Source organism: Nocardioides sp. 31GB23, from assembly GCF_040012395.1.
In the GTDB taxonomy this organism is placed as follows: domain Bacteria; phylum Actinomycetota; class Actinomycetes; order Propionibacteriales; family Nocardioidaceae; genus Nocardioides; species Nocardioides salarius.
This window is the reverse complement of sequence record NZ_JBDYKJ010000007.1, coordinates 54,140-70,766: the sequence shown is the minus strand read 5'-3', so window position 1 is coordinate 70,766 and position 16,627 is coordinate 54,140. Positions and strand designations below refer to the sequence as shown.

Annotated in this window: 13 protein-coding genes and 1 pseudogene; 6 read left to right on the top strand and 8 right to left on the bottom strand. The window is 73.1% G+C overall.

Annotation, left to right across the window (positions count from 1 at the left end; all coding sequences use genetic code 11):
* Positions 1–38 precede the first annotated feature (38 nt).
* On the top strand, positions 39–956 hold the full coding sequence (locus ABKW28_RS03580; RefSeq protein WP_348606419.1) for an ATP-binding cassette domain-containing protein: 918 nt from the start codon (positions 39–41) through the stop codon (positions 954–956).
* Positions 953–1,777, top strand: a complete 825-nt coding sequence (locus tag ABKW28_RS03575) for an ABC transporter permease subunit (RefSeq protein WP_193667875.1) — start codon at positions 953–955, stop codon at positions 1,775–1,777. Before ABKW28_RS03580 ends, ABKW28_RS03575 begins: the two co-directional genes overlap by 4 nt.
* A 73-nt stretch (positions 1,778–1,850) precedes the next feature.
* Here the strand turns inward: ABKW28_RS03575 and ilvC are convergent, their stop codons facing one another.
* The 4 genes and pseudogenes from ilvC to ABKW28_RS03555 all read right to left on the bottom strand — a co-directional run bounded on the left by ilvC (position 1,851) and on the right by ABKW28_RS03555 (position 5,956).
* Complete coding sequence (gene ilvC / locus ABKW28_RS03570; protein WP_307822799.1) at positions 1,851–2,879, bottom strand: ketol-acid reductoisomerase; 1,029 nt, start codon at positions 2,877–2,879, stop codon at positions 1,851–1,853.
* Between the two features lie 48 nt (positions 2,880–2,927).
* Positions 2,928–3,467 (bottom strand): acetolactate synthase small subunit, encoded by a 540-nt coding sequence (gene ilvN, locus ABKW28_RS03565; protein ID WP_193667874.1) that lies wholly within the window; start codon positions 3,465–3,467, stop codon positions 2,928–2,930.
* 13 nt (positions 3,468–3,480) lie between these two features.
* A pseudogene (locus ABKW28_RS03560) lies at positions 3,481–5,268 on the bottom strand (acetolactate synthase large subunit); the annotation flags it as partial.
* A 280-nt stretch (positions 5,269–5,548) separates the two neighbouring features.
* Positions 5,549–5,956: a VOC family protein gene (locus ABKW28_RS03555; protein ID WP_193667872.1), complete on the bottom strand. Its 408-nt coding sequence runs from the start codon at positions 5,954–5,956 to the stop codon at positions 5,549–5,551.
* A gap of 37 nt (positions 5,957–5,993) precedes the next feature.
* Here ABKW28_RS03555 and ABKW28_RS03550 point away from each other — a divergent pair, with 37 nt between their 5' ends.
* Positions 5,994–6,647, top strand: a complete 654-nt coding sequence (locus ABKW28_RS03550) for a Pr6Pr family membrane protein (RefSeq protein ID WP_348606417.1) — start codon at positions 5,994–5,996, stop codon at positions 6,645–6,647.
* Here the strand turns inward: ABKW28_RS03550 and ABKW28_RS03545 are convergent.
* Positions 6,628–7,665 (bottom strand): S66 peptidase family protein, encoded by a 1,038-nt coding sequence (locus tag ABKW28_RS03545; protein WP_348606415.1) that lies wholly within the window; start codon positions 7,663–7,665, stop codon positions 6,628–6,630. The two genes, ABKW28_RS03550 and ABKW28_RS03545, sit on opposite strands and share 20 nt — an antisense overlap.
* Entirely contained in the window at positions 7,662–8,897 is a 1,236-nt protein-coding gene (locus tag ABKW28_RS03540; protein ID WP_348606413.1) for an aminotransferase class V-fold PLP-dependent enzyme, read from the bottom strand. Before ABKW28_RS03540 ends, ABKW28_RS03545 begins: the two co-directional genes overlap by 4 nt.
* 43 nt (positions 8,898–8,940) lie before the next feature.
* Between ABKW28_RS03540 and ABKW28_RS03535 the strand changes: the two genes are divergently transcribed.
* On the top strand, positions 8,941–10,488 hold the full coding sequence (locus ABKW28_RS03535; protein WP_348606411.1) for a carboxyl transferase domain-containing protein: 1,548 nt from the start codon (positions 8,941–8,943) through the stop codon (positions 10,486–10,488).
* 15 nt (positions 10,489–10,503) lie between these two features.
* Here the strand turns inward: ABKW28_RS03535 and ilvD are convergent, their stop codons facing one another.
* Complete coding sequence (gene ilvD / locus ABKW28_RS03530; RefSeq protein WP_193667867.1) at positions 10,504–12,192, bottom strand: dihydroxy-acid dehydratase; 1,689 nt, start codon at positions 12,190–12,192, stop codon at positions 10,504–10,506.
* 101 nt (positions 12,193–12,293) lie between these two features.
* On the opposite strand from ilvD, the gene ABKW28_RS03525 reads away from it, so the two are divergent.
* Positions 12,294–13,004 (top strand): beta-phosphoglucomutase family hydrolase, encoded by a 711-nt coding sequence (locus tag ABKW28_RS03525; RefSeq protein ID WP_348606462.1) that lies wholly within the window; start codon positions 12,294–12,296, stop codon positions 13,002–13,004.
* A gap of 26 nt (positions 13,005–13,030) precedes the next feature.
* The gene (locus ABKW28_RS03520) at positions 13,031–15,502 is read left to right on the top strand and encodes a glycosyl hydrolase family 65 protein (protein WP_348606460.1); all 2,472 of its coding nucleotides are present in this window, start codon (positions 13,031–13,033) and stop codon (positions 15,500–15,502) included.
* On the opposite strand, the gene ABKW28_RS03515 is transcribed toward ABKW28_RS03520, so the two are convergent.
* Positions 15,499–16,608 carry an exo-alpha-sialidase gene (locus ABKW28_RS03515; protein ID WP_348606409.1) on the bottom strand — a complete coding sequence of 370 codons (1,110 nt, stop codon included), beginning with the start codon at positions 16,606–16,608 and terminating at the stop codon, positions 15,499–15,501. The two genes, ABKW28_RS03520 and ABKW28_RS03515, sit on opposite strands and share 4 nt — an antisense overlap.
* Between the last annotated feature and the right edge of the window lie 19 nt (positions 16,609–16,627).

Sequence of the window (16,627 nt, the reverse complement as noted above, 5' to 3'; positions counted from 1 at the left end):
CGATGTGCACCACCCCTCGCGCGGCCGAGACTCCGAGCATGATCACGCTCGAGAACCTCACCCGTCGCTACGGCGCCCACACGGCCGTCGACGACGTCACCTTCACCGCCCGCCCCGGTCGTGTCACCGGGTTCCTGGGCCCCAACGGCGCCGGCAAGTCCACCTGCATGCGCGTCCTGGTCGGGCTGACCCCGCCCACCTCCGGCTCGGCCACGGTCCTGGGCCGGCGCTTCGCCGACCTGCCCAACCCCGGCCGCGAGGTGGGCGTGCTGCTCGACGCGTCGGCCCAGCACGCCGGCCGCACCGGCCGGGAGATCCTGGCCCTGGCCCAGCGCACCATGGGGCTCCCCCGCACCCGGGTGCAGGAGATGCTCGAGCGGGTCAGCCTCAGCGACGAGGAGGCCGGGCGCCGGGTGCGGCACTACTCGCTGGGCATGCGCCAGCGCCTGGGCATCGCCACCGCGCTCCTCGGGGACCCGCAGGTGCTGGTGCTCGACGAGCCGGCCAACGGGCTCGACCCCGCCGGCATCCGCTGGATGCGCGACCTGCTGCGCGACTACGCGGACCGCGGCGGCACCGTGCTGCTCTCCAGCCACCTCCTGCACGAGATCGAGGTCATCGCCGACGACCTCGTGGTCATCGGGCGCGGCCGGATCGTCGCCGGCGGCACCAAGGCCGAGCTGCTCGCCCGCGCCGGCACCCACGTCGGCGTCCGTGACCGCGAGACGCTCGGCGCCGCACTCACCGCGGCCGGGCACACCGCCCACCCCACCGGCGACGGCGCGCTCGCCACCGACGCCGACCCCGCTGTCGTCGGCCGGCTGGCCCTGCACGCCGGGGTCGCGCTGCACGAGCTGCGCGCCGCCGACGGCGCGGGGCTGGAGGAGATGTTCCTCGAGCTCACCGCCGACACCCAGCGCGAGACCACCCCGACCCGAGCAGGAGCAGCAGCATGAGCACCCCGACCCTCACCGCACCCCACCGCGAGCCCGGCCGGGCGGCGTACGACGCCCGCCCGGTGCCGGCGCCGATCCCGTTCCGCCGCCTGCTGGGCGTGGAGCTGCGCAAGATGTTCGACACCCGCTCGGGGGTCTGGCTGATGATCGGCGTGGGCGTGCTGTCAGCCTTGGCCAGCGGCGCGGTGGTGCTCTGGGCGCCCGACGACGCCATCACCTACGCGTCGTTCGCGCAGGCTGTCGGCTTCCCGATGGCGGTGCTGCTGCCGGTGATCGCGATCCTCTCGGTGACCAGCGAGTGGAGCCAGCGCAGCGGGCTGACCACCTTCACCCTGGTGCCCCACCGGGGGCGGGTCGTGGCCGCCAAGACCGTCGACGCCGTGGTGGTCGCGGTCGCCGGGATGCTCGTGGCCGCCGCCGTGGGAGCCGTGGGCAACCTGCTGGGCTCGGCGCTGGCCGGCACACCCACCGTGTGGGACGTGAGCCTCGCCGACTTCGCCGCGATCGTGCTGGCCAACGTCCTGGGCGTGCTGATCGGCTTCATGCTCGGGGTGGTGCTGCGCAGCTCGTCGGCCGCGCTGGTCGGCTACCTCGTCTACGTCTACGCCCTCACCGGCCTGACCTTCACCCTGGCCCAGGCCCAGCAGTGGTTCGCCGACCTGCAGCCGTGGGTCGACTTCAACTACACGCAGGGCTCCCTCTTCGAGGGCTTCCCCGAGACCGGGGAAGCGTGGGCCCAGCTCGGCGCCACCAGCCTGCTGTGGCTGGTGCTGCCCCTCGCGCTGGGCCTGTGGCGCGTGGCCCGGGTCGAGGTCAAGTGACAGCGACGCCGAGCCGGCGCGTGTAGACGCGCCGGCTCGGCGTCGGAGGTGCCTAGGGGGGCCCAGGAGGTGCTCAGCGTGCGGAGGAGCCCTCGGTGTAGTCCGAGTCGTGGCTCTTGACCCAGGCCATCAGCTTGCGCAGCTCGCGGCCGGTCTTCTCGATCGGGTGCGACTCGCCCTGCTCGCGGAACTTGGTGAACTCGGGCTGGCCGTTCTCCATGTCGGTCATGAAGCGCTCGGCGAACGAGCCGTTCTTGATGTCCTCGAGGACACCGACCATGTTCTGCTTCACGCGCTCGTCGATGACCCGCGGGCCCGAGACGTAGTCGCCGAACTCGGCGGTGTCGGAGACCGACCAGCGCTGCTTGGCGATGCCGCCCTCGTACATCAGGTCGACGATGAGCTTGAGCTCGTGCAGGCACTCGAAGTAGGCGACCTCGGGCTGGTAGCCGGCCTCGGTGAGCACCTCGAAGCCGTACATCACCAGCTGCGAGGCACCGCCGCAGAGCACGGCCTGCTCACCGAACAGGTCGGTCTCGGTCTCCTCGGTGAACGTCGTCCTGATGCCGCCGGCACGCAGGCCGCCGATGCCCTTGGCGTAGGACAGCGCGAGGTCCCAGGCCGAGCCCGAGGCGTCCTTCTCGACCGCGACGAGCACGGGCACGCCGCGCCCGTCGACGTACTCGCGGCGCACCAGGTGGCCGGGGCCCTTGGGGGCGACCATGAAGACGTCGACGCCCTCGGGGGGCTCGATGAAGCCGAAGCGGATGTTGAAGCCGTGCCCGAAGACCAGGGTGTCGCCCTCGGCGAGCTGCGGGGCGATCTCCTCGGCGAAGAGCTTCTTCTGGTGCTGGTCGGGGGCCAGGATCACGATGACGTCGGCCTCCTCGGCGGCCTCGGCCGGGGTGACCACGCGCAGGCCCTCGGCCTCGGCCTTGGCGCGGCTCTTGGAGCCGGGCTGCAGGCCGATGCGCACGTCGACGCCCGAGTCGCGCAGCGACAGCGCGTGCGCGTGGCCCTGGCTGCCGTAGCCGATGACGGCCACGTTCTTGCCCTGGATCAGGGACAGGTCGGCGTCGTCGTCGTAGAACATCTCAGCCACGGGGGCTTCTCCTTCTGGTGGGTGGAACGGTCGTCGAGCGGGTGGTGGTCAGACTGCTGCGGGCGGGGCGGGCACGGCCACCGGGCGCTGGTGGCGCTCGGAGATCGAGCGCGGACCGCGCCCGATCGCGACCATGCCCGACTGCACGAGCTCACGGATGCCGAAAGGCTCGAGCATCCGCAGGAAGTCGGCGATCTTGCCCTGGTTGCCGGTGATCTGCATGGTGATCGCGTCGGGGGCGACGTCGATGACCTTGGCACGGAAGAGCTGCACGGTGTCGAGCACCTGGCCCCGGGTCTCGGCGTTGGCGCCGACCTTGACCAGCACCAGCTCGCGGTTGACCGAGGCGTCGGGGTCGAGCTCGACGATCTTGATGACCTCGATCAGCTTGTTGAGCTGCTTGGTGACCTGCTCGAGCGGGGACTCCTCGACGTTGACCACGATCGTCATCCGCGAGATCTCGGGGTGCTCGGTCGGGCCGACCGCGAGGCTGTGGATGTTGAAGCCCCGGCGGCTGAAGAGGCCGGCGATGCGGGTCAGGACGCCGGGCTTGTCCTCGACCAGGACGGAGAGGGTGTGCTGGGTCATCGCTGGATCATCCTCACAGGTCGTCCTCGTCGAAGTCGGGGGCCAGGTCGCGGGCGTACTTGATGTCGTCGTTGCTGGTGCCGGCGGCGACCATCGGCCAGACCATCGCGTCGCGGTGCACGCGGAAGTCGACCACGACGGGCACGTCGTTGATCTCCATGGCCTTCTCGATGGTGGCGTCGACGTCGTCGGGGCCGTCGCACGCCAGGCCCACGCAGCCGTAGGCCTCGGCGAGCTTGACGAAGTCGGGGATCCGCACGACGCCGCCCTGGCGCTGCAGGTTGGTGTTGGAGTAGCGCTCGTTGTAGAAGAGCGTCTGCCACTGGCGCACCATCCCCAGCGACTCGTTGTTGATGACCGCGACCTTGATCGGGATGTTCTCGATCGCGCAGGTGGCCAGCTCCTGGTTGGTCATCTGGAAGCAGCCGTCGCCGTCGATCGACCACACGGTGGTGTCGGGGCGACCGACCTTGGCGCCCATCGCGGCCGGCACCGAGTAGCCCATGGTGCCCAGGCCGCCGGAGTTCAGCCAGGTGCGCGGGTGCTCGTACTGCACGAAGTGCGCCGCCCACATCTGGTGCTGGCCCACCCCGGAGGTGTAGATCGCCTCGGGGCCCGCGATCGCGCTGAGCCGCTCGATGACGTGCTGGGGCGCCAGCGTGCCGGCCGGCGACTGCTCGTAGCCGAGCGGGTACTTCTTCTTCACCCCTGACAGGAACGCCACCCAGGCCTCGTAGTCGCCGCTGTGGCCGGCGTCGGCCTCGGCCTTGAGCGCCACGACGAGGTCGGAGATGACCTCGCGGCAGTCGCCCACGATCGGCACGTCGGTGTAGCGGTTCTTGCCGATCTCGGCGGGGTCGATGTCTGCGTGGATCACCTTGGCGCCCGGCGCGAAGGAGTCGAGGTTGCCGGTGACGCGGTCGTCGAAGCGCGCGCCGAGGCTGATGATCAGGTCGCTCTTCTGCAGCCCGGCGACCGCCGCGACGGTGCCGTGCATGCCGGGCATGCCCAGGTGCTGGGGGTGGCTGTCGGGGAAGGCGCCCAGCGCCATCAGCGTGGTCACCACCGGCATGCCGGTCATCTCGGCGAGCACCCGCAGCTCGCGCGACGCGCCGGCGCGGATGGTGCCGCCGCCGACGTAGAGCACCGGGCGCCGGGCCTCGAGGATCAGCCGGGCGGCCTCGCGGATCTGCTTGCTGTGCGGCTTGGTCACCGGGCGGTAGCCCGGCAGGTGCAGCTCGGTGGGCCAGCGGAAGGTGGTCATCGACTGCAGCGCCGACTTGGCCACGTCGACCAGCACCGGGCCGGGGCGCCCGGTCGAGGCGATGTGGAAGGCCTCGGCGATCTTCTGCGGGATCTCGGCGGGGTCGGTGACCAGGAAGTTGTGCTTGGTGATCGGCATCGTGATGCCGCGGATGTCGGCCTCCTGGAAGGCGTCGGTGCCGATCAGCGAGGCGCCGACCTGCCCGGTGACCGCCACCATCGGCACCGAGTCCATGTGCGCGTCGGCCAGCGCGGTGACCAGGTTGGTGGCGCCCGGCCCCGAGGTGGCCATGCAGACGCCGACCCGGCCGGTCGCGGCGGCGTAGCCCTGCGCGGCGTGGCCGGCGCCCTGCTCGTGGCGGACCAGGATGTGGCGGATGGAGGAGTCCATCAGCGGGTCGTAGGCCGGCAGGATCGCCCCGCCGGGGATGCCGAAGACGTCGGTGACGCCGGCCGCCTCGAGCGAGGTGACCAGGCTCTGTGCGCCCGTGACCTGGTCGCCGGTGGTCGGTGTCCCGGACGTTTCAGTGCTCATGCCCTGCCGCTCCCCTTGCTGGTGTGGTGCCTGTCGCCGTGCCTACTCATGAAAAAGCCCCTCGGCCCTGGGGGCAACGAGGGGTGACGCGCTGGCTGTGTGCCGGTGCCGGCTCAGCTCACGCGTCGCGTGGGTACGAGAAGGTCCTGGCGCATGGCTGCACGGTATCCCGGGCCCCGTCGCCTCGTCACGCCAGTCTGCCAGGCGTCCCAACATCTGGGACGCGAGTCCCACATGCTGGCTCCCCCCGACTCTCTGGCGCCCGGGGACCCCGGGCACGCCGTCAGGGCAGCACCTCCTGGCCGACCGGTCCCGGGTTCCAGGCCACCTCCCACCGGTAGCCGGACGGGTCGGCGAAGTAGCCGGTGTAGCCGCCCCAGGCCCGCTCCTGCGGCGCCAGGACGACGCGTGCGCCGGCGACCCGTGCCTGCTCGAGGACCGCGTCGACCTCCTCTCGGGTGGCGACGTTGTGCGAGATCGTCAGCGGGGCCGCTCCCGAGCCGAGCGCGCCCACCTCGGCCTCCATCGCGGCGCGGTCCCACAGCGACAGGACGAGGTGCTCGCCCGCCCGCAGCATCAGCACCTCGTCGTCGTCGTGGCTGGCCTGCCAGCCCAGGCCGTCGAGGAAGAAGGCGCGCGAGGCGGCGAGGTCGCGCACACCCAGGGTGATGAAGCTGATCCGCTGGTCCACGGCCCAGATGCTGCCAGATGCCCTAGCGTCAGGGCCCATGACGTCACGGGTCCGGTCCTGGCACGCACTCGTGGCGGTGGTGGCCGCCGCTGCCCTGCTGCTCCAGCTGGTGCTGGTCGTCCAGGGCGGGCGGGTGCTCGACGAGCAGTCGGTGCCGCCGCTGGAGGTCCGTCTGGGGCGCCTGGTCTCCTACTTCACCGTGCAGAGCAACCTGCTGGTCGCCCTGGCCGCCGCCCACCTGGCCCGGCACCCGCGTCCGGGCCGCCCGGTGCTGCGCCTCGACGCGGTCGTCGGCATCACCATCACCGGCCTGGTGCACTTCGTGCTGCTGCGCCCGCTGCTCGACCTGCAGGGCGCCGACGCGCTGGCCGACGCCCTGCTGCACCTGGTGGTGCCGGTCCTGGCGGTCGTCGGCTTCGTCGTCGTGGGCCCGCGCCCGCGCGTCACCCGTCGTACGGCGGGCCTGGCGCTGGTCTGGCCGCTGGCGTGGCTGGCCTGGACGCTGGTCGTCGGGCTGGTGAGCGGCTGGTTCCCCTACCCCTTCCTCGACCACCGCGAGGACGGCTGGGCCGCGGTGCTGGTCACCTGCGTGGCGATCACCGCGCTCTTCGTCGCGCTGCTCGGGGCGCTGTCGCTGCTGGGCCGCTCCTCGGCCCAGGAGAGCGAGCCGCTCAGCCCCACACCTGGGTGATCTCGCTGCGCCGGGCGTCGACGACCACGCGGCACGACGCGCCGTTGACCAGCGGCAGGTTGGGCGGCACGTGGCCCACGTCGACCCCGAGCACCAGCGGCACCTCCAGCGGGCCGAGCGCGTCGAGGACCGCCTGGCGCTGGCTCAGCCCCGGGCTGCCGGGCCCCGAGGTGCGCCCGACCAGCACCGCCTCGGCCTCGTCGAACCAGCCCGCCATCCGCATCCCGTGCAGCGCGCGGCACACGTCGAAGGCGGCGTGCTCGGCCGCCTCCACGTAGACCACGAGGCCCTCGTCGACCTGGGCGCGGCCCCAACCGGCGACGTCGGCGTACGGCGTGCCGACCAGCGGCCCGAGCACCTCGATGCAGCCGCCCACGATCCGGCCGGTCAGGTCGAGCCCGCCGCCGCCGACGACCTCCCACGAGCCGGTGAGGTCGAGCTGCTGCTCGGCGAGCCCCGGCTCGGCCTCCCAGTCGTCGAAGCCGCCGGAGCGGTGCCGGCCGGGCGAGGCCTGCACGACCGGGTCGCCCGGCTCGGTCTCGAGCACGTCGAGCCAGTGCGCGAGGCCCTCGGGCTGGCGGTAGGGGGTGTCCATCAGGTTGCCGCCGTGCAGCGTCGCCCAGCCCAGCCGGGTCAGCAGCGGCACCATCAGCGTGGTCAGGTCGCTCCAGCCGACCAGCCAGGTCGGCTCGGCCGCGGCCAGGGCGTCCCAGTCGAGGTGGTCGAGCACCTGGATCGCCAGCTCCCCGCCCCACGGCGGCACCACGGCGCGCACGTCGGGGTCGCAGAGCATCGCGGTCAGCTCGGCCGCGCGCTGGGCGGCCGGGGCGGCCACTCCCCCGTCGGGCGCCTCGAGCACCGTGCCGCGGCGCACCTCGTAGCCCCGCCGGCGCAGGTGCTCGCATGCCGCGTCGAGCCTCGGCAGCAACGAGGTCTGCACGCCCGAGGAGGGCGCGGTGACCCCGATGGTGTCGCCGGGGCGCAGCGGGCGGGGGAAGCGGACGTCGGTGCTGCTCATGCGTCCGAGGCTGTCAGGTCGGCGAGCACCTCGCGAACCGCCTCCATCCCGCGCGCCACCTCGTCGTACGACGACGAGAGCGGTGAGAGGCCCAGTCGCAGGCCGCCGGGGTCGCGGTAGTCGGGGACCACGTCGGCGGCCCAGAGCCGGGCGGTGGCCTCGCGCATGGCGGGGTGGGTGAGCGTGACGTGGCCGCCGCGACGCTGCGCCTCGCGGGGCGTGGCGACGCCGACGCCCAGCGGCGCGAGCAGGTCGTCGGTGAGCGCCAGGACGTGCTCGGCCAGGCCCACCGACTTCGCGCGCACGGCCGGCATGCCGACCTCCTCGAGCAGGTCGAGCATGTCCTGGACCGCGAGCATCCCGACCACCGGCGGGGTGCCCGAGACCATCCGGCGGATGCCCGGCGCGGGGGTCCAGCCGGGGCCCATCGCGAACGGGTCGGCGTGGCCCATCCAGCCCTTGACCGGCTGGCGCAGCCCGTCGTGCAGCCGCTCGGCGACGTAGACGAACGCCGGCGAGCCGGGGCCGCCGTTGAGGTACTTGTAGGTGCAGCCGACCGCCAGGTCGACGCCCCACGCGTCGAGCTCGAGGGGCACCGAGCCGACCGAGTGGCTCAGGTCCCACAGCACCAGCGCCCCGGCGTCGTGGACGGCGGCGGTGATCGCGGGCGCGTCGGCCAGCCACGCCGAGCGGTAGGCGACGTGGCTGAGCAGCACCACCGCGGTCTGCTCGCCCACGACCTCCTGCACCTGCTCGAGGGTGACCCCGGCGCTGGTGTCGACGTCGATCCAGCGCAGGGTCAGGCCCAGCTCGTCGGCGACACCGGCCGCCACGTAGCGGTCGGTCGGGAAGTTGTCGCGGTCGAGCACCACCTCGTGGCGGCCCGGTCGCGCCGCCACGGCGGCGCGCAGCGCCTTGTAGAGCAGCACCGTGGTCGAGTCGGCGACGACGGTCTGCCCGGGCGCCGCGCCCAGGCAGGCGGCGCCGATGCGGTCGCCGACGACGGTCGGCAGGTCCATCCAGGCCTCGTCCCAGCCGCGGATCAGCCGGCCGCCCCACTCGTGCTCGACGAAGGTCCGCAGCCGCTCCCCCGTCACCCGCAGCGGGCGGCCCAGCGAGTTGCCGTCGAGGTAGACCAGGGGGCTCTGCGCGCCGACGAAGCGGTCCCGGTACGACGCCAGCTCGTCGTCGGCGTCGAGGTGGGCGGCGCCCTGGTGCGTGGTGGAGGTCACGGCGCATGTCTACCCCACCGGGCCCGCTCCTAGACTCCCCGCCATGTCGACCCCCGACCCGATCCGGCCCGCCCTGCTCGAGGTGCTCGCACGGCGGGCCCTGACCGAGGACGCCGCCCGCCCCGAGGCCGTCGAGCGGCTCCACGCGCGCGGCGGCCGCACCGCCCGCGAGCAGGTCGCGGCGCTGGTCGACCCGGGCAGCTTCGTCGAGTACGGCCGCTTCGTCACCGCGGCGCAGGAGGACAAGCGGTCGATGGACGACCTGCTCGACCGCACCGTCGCCGACGGCATCGTCGGCGGCCTGGCCACCATCGGCGGCCGCTCCGTGGCGGTGCTCTCCTACGACTACCTCGTGATGGCCGGCACCCAGGGCATGCGCGGGCACCGCAAGACCGACCGGCTCCTCGACGTCGTCGAGCGCCTCGCCCTGCCCTGCGTCTTCTTCGCCGCCGGGGGCGGCGGGCGGCCCGGCGACACCGACATCCCGCTCGTCTCCGCGCTCGACGTCACCACCTTCGCCGCCTGGGCGCGGCTGTCGGGCCGGGTGCCGCGCATCGCCGTGGTCGAGGGCCCCTGCTTCGCCGGCAACGCCGTCGTCGCCGGCTGCTCCGACCTCGTGGTCGCCACGCCGCGCGCCTCGCTCGGGATGGGAGGCCCGGCGATGATCGCCGGCGGCGGGCTCGGCGACGTGGGCGCCGCCGAGGTCGGTCCCCTCGACGTGATGACCGCCAACGGCGTGGTCGACGTGGCCGTCGACGAGGACGACGCGGTCGAGGCCGCCCGCGCGCTCATCGGCTACTTCCTGGGCGACGAGGACTCGTGGGAGGTGCCCGACCAGACGCCGCTGTGCGAGGCCGTCCCCGACGGTGAGCGCACGTCGTACGAGCTGGTGCCGGTGGTGGAGACGATCTGCGACGAGGGCACCGTCACCGAGCTGCGTCCCGACTTCGCGCCCGAGCTGCTGACCGCGCTGGGCCGCATCGAGGGCCGCACCGTCGGGGTCATCGGCAACGACACCCGCCACCTGGCCGGCGCGATCACCGCCGACGCCGGCGACAAGGCCGCGCGCTTCCTGCAGCTCTGCGACGCCCACGGCTTCCCGGTCGTCTCGCTGGTCGACACCCCCGGCATGATGGTCGGTCCCGACGCGGAGCGCACCGGCCTGGTGCGCCACACCTCACGGCTGCTGGTCGCCGGCGCCCAGCTGCAGGTCCCGATGATCGGGGTGGTGCTGCGCCGCGGCTACGGCCTGGGCGCGCAGGCGATGCTCGGCGGCAGCACCCACCAGCCGCTGATGACGCTGGCCTGGCCCGGGGCGCACCTGGGCGCGATGGGGCTCGAGGGCGCGGTGCGGCTGTCGATGCGCCGCGAGCTCGAGGCGATCGAGGACGACGCCGAGCGCGAGCGGACGGTGCGCGAGCTGACGGCGTACGCCCAGGCGCACTCCGCGGCCCTCAACGTCGCCCGCCACTTCGAGATCGACGACGTCGTCGACCCCGCCGAGACCCGTCAGGTCGTCGCGGCGCTTCTCGCGGCCGCCGCCCGCGACGGGCGGCTCACCGGCAGCGGCCGCACCGTCGACACCTGGTAGCAGCACGACCGGTCGTCAGCCGGTGACCGCGCCGTGGGCGGCGGAGGAGACCGTCTTGGCGTACTTGCCCAGGACCCCGCGGGTGTACTTCGGCGGGTTGGGCTCCCAGCCCTCCTTGCGCGACTCCCAGTCGTCGCCCTGCTCGACCTCGAGGGTGCGGTTGAGGACGTCGAGGGTGATCCGGTCGCCGTCGCGCACGAACGCGATCGGGCCGCCGTCGACGGCCTCGGGGGCGACGTGGCCCACGCACAGGCCGGTGGTGCCGCCGGAGAAGCGCCCGTCGGTCAGCAGCAGCACGTCCTTGCCGAGGCCGGCGCCCTTGATGGCGCCGGTGATGGCGAGCATCTCGCGCATGCCCGGGCCGCCCTTGGGGCCCTCGTAGCGGATGACGACGACGTCGCGGGCCTGGACCTTGCCGGCCGACAGCGCGTCCATCGCGGCACGCTCGCCGTCGAAGACCCGGGCGGTCCCCTCGAAGACGGTCTCGTCGAACCCGGCCGACTTCACGACCGCGCCCTCGGGGGCCAGCGAGCCCTTGAGGATGGTCAGCCCGCCGGTGGCGTGGATCGGGCGCTCGAGGCTGCGGATCACGTCGTCGTCGAGGGACGGCGGCGCGAGGGCCTCGAGGTTCTCGGCCATCGTGCGGCCGGTCACGGTCAGCACGTCGCCGTGCATCAGGCCGGCGTCGAGCAGCGCCTTCATCACCACGGGGATGCCGCCGATCTTGTCGACGTCGTTCATCACGTAGCGGCCGAAGGGCTTGAGGTCGCCCAGGTGCGGCACCTTGTCGCCGATGCGGTTGAAGTCGTCGATGCTCAGCGGCACCTCCGCCTCGCGGGCGATCGCGAGCAGGTGCAGCACCGCGTTGGTGGAGCCACCGAGCGCCATCACGACGGTGATCGCGTTCTCGAAGGCCTCCATGGTCATGATCTGGCGTGCGGTGATGCCCTGACGCAGCATCTCGACCACGGCCTCCCCGGAGCGGTGGGCGAACCCGTCGCGGCGCCGGTCGACGGCCGGCGGCGCGGCCGAACCGGGCAGCGACATGCCGAGCGCCTCGCCGACGGCGGCCATCGTGTTGGCGGTGTACATCCCGCCGCAGGCGCCCTCGCCGGGACAGATGGCCCGCTCGATCCGGTCGACCTCCTCGCGGCTCATCTTGCCGGCCAGGCACGCGCCGACGGCCTCGAAGGCGTCGATGATCGTCACGTCCTCGCCGTCGACCTGGCCGGGCATGATCGAGCCGGCGTACATGAAGACGGAGGCGAGGTCGAGGCGCGCGGCGGCCATCAGCATGCCGGGCAGCGACTTGTCGCAGCCGGCCAGCAGCACCGACCCGTCGAGGCGCTCGGCGCTCATCACCACCTCGACTGAGTCGGCGATGACCTCGCGCGAGACCAGGGAGAAGTGCATGCCCTCGTGGCCCATCGAGATGCCGTCGGAGACCGAGATCGTGCCGAACTCCAACGGGTAGCCGCCGGCGGCGTGCACGCCGTTCTTGACCGCCTTGGCCAGCCGGTCCAGCGACAGGTTGCAGGGCGTGATCTCGTTCCAGCTCGACGCGACGCCGATCTGGGGCTTCTCCCAGTCGTCGTCGCCCATCCCGACCGCTCGGAGCATGCCGCGCGAGGCGGCACGCTCGAGGCCGTCGGTGACGTCGCGGGAACGGGGCTTGAGGTCGGGTCGCTCGGACGGTCCGGTCATGGAACCAGGCTATCCGTGACGGTCGTCGCAGTCGGCACGGTGTCTCACCGCGTCGATCTGCGTCGGGACGCAAAGGGCCCTAGCCTCGTGGGGTGAGGACCGTGACCTGGACAGACCACGACGCCGTGCTGCTCGACCTCGACGGCGTCATCACGCCGACCGCCGAGGTGCACATGAGGGCCTGGGCCGACATGTTCAACGCCTTCCTGGGCTCCTACGACGGCGCGGCGGCCGACCGCTCGCCCTACACCGAGGCCGACTACTTCGCCCACGTCGACGGCAAGCCCCGCTACGACGGGGTGCGCGACTTCCTGGCCGCGCGCGGCATCGAGCTGGCCGAGGAGCGGGTCCGCGAGCTGGGCGACCGCAAGAACGACGCGTTCAACGAGGTGCTGGCCCGCGACGGCGTCGTGGCCTACCCGGGATCGGTGGCGCTGCTGGACCACCTGCGCGAGCTCGGGATGCCCCTGGGCGTCGTCTCGTCGTCGGCCAACGCCCCGGCGGTGCTCGAGGCCGCGGGCCTGGCCGACCGCTTCGGCACCGTGGTCAGCGGCGCCGTGGCCACCGAGCTGGGCCTGCCCGGCAAGCCCGAGCCCGACACCTTCGTGCACGCCGCCCGCGAGCTGGGCGCCGACGTGGCGCGCTCGGTGGTCTTCGAGGACGCCGTCTCGGGCGTGCGGGCCGGCGCGGCCGGCGGCTTCGCCCTGGTGGTGGGCGTCGACCGCGGCGCCGGCGTCGAGACGCTGAGCGAGGCCGGGGCCGACCTCGTCGTCGCCGACCTCGCCGAGCTCCTCCCCGGGCCGGTCGCGTGACCCGCCGCTTCGTCGCCGACGACCCGATGGACCGGGGCCGGTTCCCGGTGCACCCGTGGCGCCTGGTCGAGCGCTCGCACCGTGCCGAGGACCTCGGCGTCACCGAGACGCTCTTCGCGGTGGCCAACGGCTACCTCGGCATGCGTGGCAACCCCGAGGAGGGTCGCGACGCCCACGCGCACGGCACCTTCGTCAACGGCTTCCACGAGACCTGGCCGATCCGGCACGCCGAGGCCGCCGTCGGGTTCGCCCAGACCGGGCAGACGATCGTCAACGTCCCCGACGCCAAGCTGATGAAGCTCTACGTCGACGACGAGCCGCTCATCCTGGGCACCGCCGACCTCGAGCGCTACGAGCGCTCCCTGGACTTCCGCGACGGCGTGCTGCGCCGCTCGCTGGTCTGGCGGACCCCCTCGGGCAAGCGGGTCAAGGTCGAGTCGACGCGGATGGTCTCCATGACCCAGCGCCACCTCGCGCTGCTGGGCCTGACGGTGACGATGCTCGAGGGCGACGCCCCGATCACCATCTCCTCCCAGCTGCTCAACCGCCAGGACGGCACCGACGAGTACCACGACCCGCGCGCCGCGATGGGCGAGGGGATCGACCCCCGCAAGGCCGCCAGCTTCGAGGACCGGGTGCTGGTGCCGCGCCTGCACTCCGCCCAGCAGCAGCGCATGGAGCTGGGCTACAGCTGCGCCAACTCCCGGATGACGATCGCGGTCGCCGCCGACCACACCCTGACCACCGACGACCCCAGCGAGGTCGTGCGCAGCGCCGAGCAGGACCTGGCCAAGATGGTCTTCCGCGTCGAGGCCACCGAGGGCAACCCGGTGCGCCTGCAGAAGGTGGTGGCCTACCACACCTCGCGCGGCGTCCCGGTGCGCGAGCTGGCCGACCGCTGCGAGCGCACCCTCGACCGGGCGCGCCACCACGGCCTGGACCACTACCTCGACGAGCAGCGCGACTGGTACGCCGACTTCTGGTCGGCCGCCGACGTCGAGGTCACCCACGCCGACGCCTCCGACGAGGAGATCGCCGTGCAGCAGGCGATCCGGTTCAACCTCTTCTCCCTGGCCCAGGCCAGCGCCCGCGCCGACCAGCAGGGGGTGCCCGCCAAGGGGGTCACCGGCTCGGGCTACGAGGGCCACTACTTCTGGGACAGCGAGATCTACGTCGCCCCGTTCCTCACCTACACCCAGCCGCACCTGGCGCGGAACCTGCTGCACTTCCGCAGCCGGATGCTGCCCGCCGCCCGGCACCGCGCGCGCGAGATGGCCCAGAGCGGCGCGCTCTACCCGTGGCGCACCATCAACGGCGAGGAGGCCTCGGCCTACTACGCCGCCGGCACCGCCCAGGTGCACATCGACGCCGACGTGGCCCACGCACTCATGCAGTACGTCGCCGCCTCGGGCGACGTGGGCTTCCTGGTGCGCGACGGCATCGACGTGCTGGTCGAGACCTCGCGGATGTGGGTCGACCTCGGCTTCTGGCGCAGCAACGGCACGCCGTCCTTCCACATCCACGGGGTCACCGGACCCGACGAGTACACGACGGTCGTCAACAACAACCTGTTCACCAACGTGATGGCCCGCTACAACCTCGAGCAGGCCGTGGCGGCCGTCGAGACCGTGCGCCGCGACCACCCCGAGGACTTCGAGCAGGTGCGGGCCCGCCTCGAGCTCGACGACGCCGAGGTCGAGGAGTGGGCGCGATGCGCGGCCGGGATGCACATCCCCTTCGACGAGGGGCTGGGCATCCACCCGCAGGACGACGCGTTCCTCGACCGCGAGGTGTGGGACCTCTCCGAGACGCCCGACTCGCTGCGCCCGCTGCTGCTGCACTACCACCCGCTGGTCATCTACCGGTTCCAGGTGCTCAAGCAGGCCGACGTGGTGCTGGCGCTGTTCCTGCAGGGCGACCGCTTCACCGAGGAGGAGAAGCGCGCCGACTTCGAGTACTACGACCCGATCACCACCGGCGACTCGACCCTCTCGGCCGTGGTGCAGTCGGTGGTCGCGGCCGAGGTCGGCTACGCCGACGCGGCCTGGGGCTACTTCCGCCAGGCCCTGCACGTCGACCTGGCCAACCTGCACGGCAACACCGACGACGGCCTGCACATCGCCTCGGCCGGCGGGGTGTGGGCGGCGCTGGTCAACGGCTTCGCCGGCATGCGCGACCACCGGGGTCGGCTCTCCTTCGACCCGCGGCTGCCCGACGCCTTCCCGGTGCTGCGCTGCACCCTGCGCTGGCAGGGGCACCGGCTGGCCCTGGAGGTGCGGCCCGACCGCCTGTGCGTCACGGTGCTCGAGGGTCGAGGAGCGGTCTGCATCAGCGTGCGCGGCACCGAGCACGAGGTCGACGCCGAGCGCCCGCTCGTGGTCGACCTCGACGCCCGCGGCACCCGGTTGCCGCACCCGCTCGACGACCGCCCGCAGCTGGGCGGCACCCGCGCCGACGGCAGCAGGATCACCGCCGGCGTGCCGGCCGCCACGCTCTAGTACGCCGCGGCGCGCACGCAGACCACGTCGGGCAGGTCGGCCACCACCAGCCGCCAGGTCCGCCCGGCGTCCGCCGAGGCCCACACGGTGCCGTTGCGGGCGCCGAGGTAGAGCCCGGTCTCGGCGTGGTCGTCGCTGCACATCGCGTCGCGCAGCACCCCGACGAAGAACCCGTCGGGCAGGCCCTCCCCCAGCTCCTCCCAGCTCTCGCCGGCGTCGCACGAGCGCCACACCCGGGCCCGCCCGTCGGGTGGGTAGCGGCCACCGGCGCCACCCAGCGGGAAGACGTGGACGGTGTCGGGCTCGTGGGGGTGCACCACGACGGGGAAGCCGAAGTCGGCCGGCAGCCCCTCGGCGATCGAGGTCCAGCTGCCGCCCTCGTCGTCGGAGCGGTAGACGCCGCCGTGGTTCTGGGCGAAGAGCCTCTCGGGGCGCGAGGGGTGGCGGGCGACCTTGTGCACGCACTGGCCGAACTCGGGGTACTGCTCGCCCTCGGGCAGGAACTCGGCACGGATGCCGCTGTTGCGCGGCTCCCACGACGCGCCGTCGTCGGTGGTGCGGTAGACCCCGCCGGTGGACAGCGCGACCACGGCCGAGCCCGGGTCGGTGGGGTGCGGCAGCACCGTGTGGAAGGCCTGGCCGCCGAAGCCCTCCGACCACTGCGCACGGTGCGGGTGGTCCCACAGGGCGCGCTCGAGGTCCCAGGTCTCGCCGCCGTCGCGGGAGCGGAAGACCGCCCCCGGCTCGGTGCCCGCCCAGACCACGCCCGGCTCGGCGCCCGCCACCAGCTGCCAGACCCGGTCGACCGAGGCGTCCACGTCGTCGGGGAAGGCCGGCGGCCGCCGCCCCGGTCGCCACGAGGCACCCAGGTCGTCGGAGACCTGCACCTGCGGGCCGAACCAGGTCGACGAGGCCCCGACCAGCAGCCGCGGGCGGCCCTGCGCGTCGCGCACCCGGGTGTCGACCAGGCAGGAGTAGACCTCCTGCATGTCGTGGTGCGGCCCGGCGAAGGACCACTCCGCACGCCGCTCGTCCGACTCCCCCACCCACAGGCCCTTGCGGGTGCCCACCACCAGCACCGTCCTGCCCTGCGTCTCCTGCGCCATGTCGCTGTCCTCTCCTCGG

What these genes read in the sequence shown, in the direction of transcription:
- ABKW28_RS03550 (WP_348606417.1), top strand. Translation starts at nt 5,994, where the DNA reads ATGACGTCACGGGTCCGGTCCTGGCACGCACTCGTGGCGGTGGTGGCC.
- ABKW28_RS03520 (WP_348606460.1), top strand. Translation starts at nt 13,031, where the DNA reads ATGGACCGGGGCCGGTTCCCGGTGCACCCGTGGCGCCTGGTCGAGCGC.
- ABKW28_RS03545 (WP_348606415.1), bottom strand. Translation starts at nt 7,665, where the DNA reads ATGAGCAGCACCGACGTCCGCTTCCCCCGCCCGCTGCGCCCCGGCGAC.
- ilvD (WP_193667867.1), bottom strand. Translation starts at nt 12,192, where the DNA reads ATGACCGGACCGTCCGAGCGACCCGACCTCAAGCCCCGTTCCCGCGAC.
- ABKW28_RS03515 (WP_348606409.1), bottom strand. Translation starts at nt 16,608, where the DNA reads ATGGCGCAGGAGACGCAGGGCAGGACGGTGCTGGTGGTGGGCACCCGC.
- ilvN (WP_193667874.1), bottom strand. Translation starts at nt 3,467, where the DNA reads ATGACCCAGCACACCCTCTCCGTCCTGGTCGAGGACAAGCCCGGCGTC.
- ABKW28_RS03535 (WP_348606411.1), top strand. Translation starts at nt 8,941, where the DNA reads ATGTCGACCCCCGACCCGATCCGGCCCGCCCTGCTCGAGGTGCTCGCA.
- ABKW28_RS03575 (WP_193667875.1), top strand. Translation starts at nt 953, where the DNA reads ATGAGCACCCCGACCCTCACCGCACCCCACCGCGAGCCCGGCCGGGCG.
- ABKW28_RS03580 (WP_348606419.1), top strand. Translation starts at nt 39, where the DNA reads ATGATCACGCTCGAGAACCTCACCCGTCGCTACGGCGCCCACACGGCC.